The 3,429-nt window shown below is 66.8% G+C and carries 3 protein-coding genes and 1 pseudogene; 1 reads left to right on the top strand and 3 read right to left on the bottom strand.

Annotated elements, in window-relative coordinates; genetic code table 11:
* Positions 1–146 precede the first annotated feature (146 nt).
* The 3 genes from JMF90_RS29780 to JMF90_RS29770 all read right to left on the bottom strand — a co-directional run bounded on the left by JMF90_RS29780 (position 147) and on the right by JMF90_RS29770 (position 2,454).
* Entirely contained in the window at positions 147–719 is a 573-nt protein-coding gene (locus JMF90_RS29780; protein WP_011546661.1) for a flavodoxin family protein, read from the bottom strand.
* Between the two features lie 211 nt (positions 720–930).
* Positions 931–1,527: a YbhB/YbcL family Raf kinase inhibitor-like protein gene (locus JMF90_RS29775; protein WP_011546660.1), complete on the bottom strand. Its 597-nt coding sequence runs from the start codon at positions 1,525–1,527 to the stop codon at positions 931–933.
* Between the two features lie 240 nt (positions 1,528–1,767).
* Complete coding sequence (locus JMF90_RS29770) at positions 1,768–2,454, bottom strand: orotate phosphoribosyltransferase (protein WP_011546659.1); 687 nt, start codon at positions 2,452–2,454, stop codon at positions 1,768–1,770.
* A 459-nt stretch (positions 2,455–2,913) separates the two neighbouring features.
* Here JMF90_RS29770 and JMF90_RS29765 point away from each other — a divergent pair.
* Positions 2,914–3,429, top strand: a pseudogene (locus tag JMF90_RS29765) (NADP-dependent malic enzyme); the annotation flags it as partial.

The following is a 3,429-nucleotide window of genomic DNA, read 5'->3' as shown; positions in this document are numbered from 1 at the left end:
GGGAGCCGCGGCGCCCTGAAACCGCCATTTTAAGACGTCATCCGGCGGCACTGCACCGCGCGGGGCGAAAAAAAGACGGCCCGCGGGCCGTCCTGGTGTCCGTTTGACGCCCGCCGGCCCGCGCGCGGGCCGGGGAGGGGGCGTGCTCAGCGGGCGCCGGCGTCCCAGCGCGCCGTCGCTTCGGCGACGCGCCGGCCGAATGCCTTGCCGGTCTCGAGGTCGCCCGGCAGCGGCCCCTCGTCGGGCGTCGCATCCGCCGGCGATTGCGCGAGCAGGCCCGTGGAGCCGCCGAGGTAATTGATGTCGTTACGCGTGGCCGCCTTCGAGTTCGCCGGCATCAGGCTCGTGCCGACCCACACCATCCCATGCTGCATCGCCAGCGTGACGAAATATTGAATCGTCGAGAACTTGTCGCCGTTCATCGTCGCGGAGTTCGTGAAGCCCGCGGCGATCTTGTCCTTCCACTTCTGCGTGAACCACGCTTTCGACGTGGCATCGGCGAACTGCTTGAACTGTGCCGACGGGCCGCCCATGTAAGTGGGCGCGCCGAAGACGATCGCGTCGGCCGCGTCGAGCGCGGCCCAGCCTGCGTCGTCGAGGTCGCCGACTGCGATCAGGCGTACGTTCGCGCCGGCATCCTGCGCACCCGCGTGCACGGCTTCGGCCAGTTTCTGCGTATGACCGTAGCCGCTGTGATAGACGATGACGATGTTCGACATGAAGCGTTCTCCGGAAAGGGACGGGAACGGCGGACCGCAGGCTCGCCGCGTCACGCGTCGCCGGCAGGCGGCGCGACGGTCGCGCGGCAGGACATGCCGTGACCGGTGACGACGAGTCTAGCAAGCCGAAATGACGAGACAACGTGCGTGCGCGGCGCACTGAAATTCGCGGTGGCCGGCAATCGCGGCGGCGGTGCCCCGCAGGACGTGGCTACTGCCCGTAAGTGACCGTGAGTTGCGCGGTGCCGATCGCGAGCGTGCCGATCTCGTGCTCGAACATCGGCGCAGGGCGGCCCTGCGAGACGCGCAGGTCGGTGCCTTTCAGCGCGTAGACGGTGATCACGTAGCGATGCGGCTTGCCGGGCGGCGGGCACGGGCCGCCGTAGCCGTCGAGCCCGAAGTCGTTGCGCGCCTCGCTCGCGCCGATGCGGCGCAGGAAGCCGGAGGCGCTGGCGTCGGCCGGCAGGCTCGTGACGGTCGCCGGGATGCCCGCGACGGCCCAGTGCCACCAGCCGTGCCCGGGCGCGTCGGGATCGAAGATCGTGACCGCATAGCCGCGCGTGCCGGGCGGCGGGTTGTGCCATGCGAGTTGCGGCGAGCGGTTCGCGCCCTTGCAGTCGCCGCGATCGAACACGTTCGCGAGCCGCACGCGCGCGCCGGGCGTCAGGTCGTCGCTCGTCACGGTGAACGGGCCTTCGGCACGCGCGGGCAGCGCCGCGAAAACGGCGGCGCACAGGAGGGCGGAGAGGAGAAACGGAGAAGGACGACCCGATGGCGCAGGCGGAGTGATCCGGCGATCCACACGCATATGGCGCTTCTCCCGTCACGTGGGCCGGGCCGAACCGCCCGGCATTGTTGGCGTTGTATGTTGCCCGCAGCGCTGAGGGCGGCGATGGATCAAGTCTAGCATTAGGGTTCGATGAGCGACGCCCGCCGTCGCGCGCGATTGCGATCGGTCAGCGCGCCGGTCGACGGACGAAAAAAAACCGCCTGCGATCAAGCAGGCGGTTTTCCTGGCCAGTGCGCCGGCACGCGTGCCGGCGTGGCGTCATTCCTTCGGGGCCGTCGCGCCGCCGTGCGCGGCCGACCATTCGGCCGGTGCGTGCAGGAATTTCTCGACTTCGTCGAGCGTCTTCGTCTCGAAGTAGCCCGACGCCTTCGCGACGCGCAGCACGTCCCACCACGTCGCGAGCGCGTGCAGGTCGACGTCGATGTCCTTCAGGACCGACACGCTTTCCTTGAAGATGTCGTAGTGGAACAGCACGAAGCAGTGGTTCACCGTCGCGCCCGCGGTGCGCAGCGCGTTGACGAAGTTGATCTTGCTGCGGCTGTCGGTGGTCAGGTCTTCCACCAGCAGCACGCGCGAGCCTTCTTCCAGATGGCCTTCGATCTGCGCGTTGCGGCCGAAACCCTTCGGCTTTTTACGCACGTACTGCATCGGCACCATCATCCGGTCCGCGATCCATGCCGCGAACGGGATGCCGGCCGTCTCGCCGCCCGCCACCGCGTCGATCTGCTCGAAGCCGATGTCGCGCGTGATCGTCGTTTCCGCCATTTCCATCAGCGCACGGCGCACGCGCGGATACGAGATCAGCTTGCGGCAGTCGATATAGACGGGGCTTGCCCAGCCGGACGTGAAGATGAACGGTTTTTCGGCATTGAAGTGCACCGCCTGCACTTCGAGCAGGATTTTGGCGGTCGTATCCGAGATCGACTGACGATCGTAGCCTGTCATGGGCATTCCTTGGGTGATGAGCGAGGAGCGGGCGCGGGCCCGGTGGCGCAGCAAGGGGAACCTGCCCGAAGGGCCGGGGCGCGATCGGCGGACCAATCGCATCGCTGCGCGCGTAGCCCGCTATTTTACCCGATTCAGGCCGGTTTTCGGCGGAATTCGCGCGGGTTCGCCATGCCGCTCACCACCGGCGAAACAAACGGGGCACGACCATCCGATGCTGATGCCGGGGATGCGGCGGTGCACCAACGGAGGTCATTTAGGGGGTGTACACTAGGCGGCCCTAAGAAATCGTTCAGTACTTTGGACCTTCCTCTTGCCATCCGCCAAGGTTCGATGGCGTGCCGATCCGGCGCGTCGCGGGCCGTCTCGCAGTCGACCATCCCCTCGATTCAAGCAGACGCGGCCGAAGGTGCTGTGTACTGAGTCGTCAATATTTCGCATGTCTCTCGCAGGTCAATCATGGACGAACAACTGAAGCAGGCCGCTCTCGCTTATCACCTGAACCCGAAACCCGGCAAGATTTCGGTCACCCCGACCAAGCCGCTGTCGAACCAGCTCGATCTGTCGCTCGCGTATTCGCCCGGCGTCGCCGCTGCGTGCGAGGCGATCCACGCCGATCCGCTCGACGCGCAGAAGTACACGTCGCGCGGCAACCTCGTCGGCGTCATCACGAACGGCACCGCCGTGCTCGGCCTCGGCAACATCGGCCCGCTGGCCGCGAAGCCGGTGATGGAAGGCAAGGGCTGCCTCTTCAAGAAATTCGCGGGCATCGACGTGTTCGACATCGAACTGTCGGAGTCCGACCCCGACAAGCTCGTCGAGGCGATCGCGATGCTCGAGCCGACGCTCGGCGGCATCAACCTCGAGGACATCAAGGCGCCGGAGTGCTTCTACATCGAGCAGAAGCTGCGCGAGCGCATGAAGATTCCCGTTTTCCACGACGACCAGCACGGCACCGCGATCATCGCGTCGGCT

The sequence above is a fragment of the Burkholderia sp. E168m23 genome (assembly GCF_016586125.1).
GTDB classification, from domain to species: domain Bacteria; phylum Pseudomonadota; class Gammaproteobacteria; order Burkholderiales; family Burkholderiaceae; genus Burkholderia; species Burkholderia orbicola.
The sequence above is the reverse complement of the archived record's forward strand: the minus strand, read 5'-3'. Positions and strand labels throughout refer to the sequence as shown.

Excerpts from the sequence above, each read along its gene's own strand:
- JMF90_RS29775 (WP_011546660.1), bottom strand. The coding sequence starts at position 1,527 with ATGCGTGTGGATCGCCGGATCACTCCGCCTGCGCCATCGGGTCGTCCT.
- JMF90_RS29770 (WP_011546659.1), bottom strand. The coding sequence starts at position 2,454 with ATGACAGGCTACGATCGTCAGTCGATCTCGGATACGACCGCCAAAATC.
- JMF90_RS29780 (WP_011546661.1), bottom strand. The coding sequence starts at position 719 with ATGTCGAACATCGTCATCGTCTATCACAGCGGCTACGGTCATACGCAG.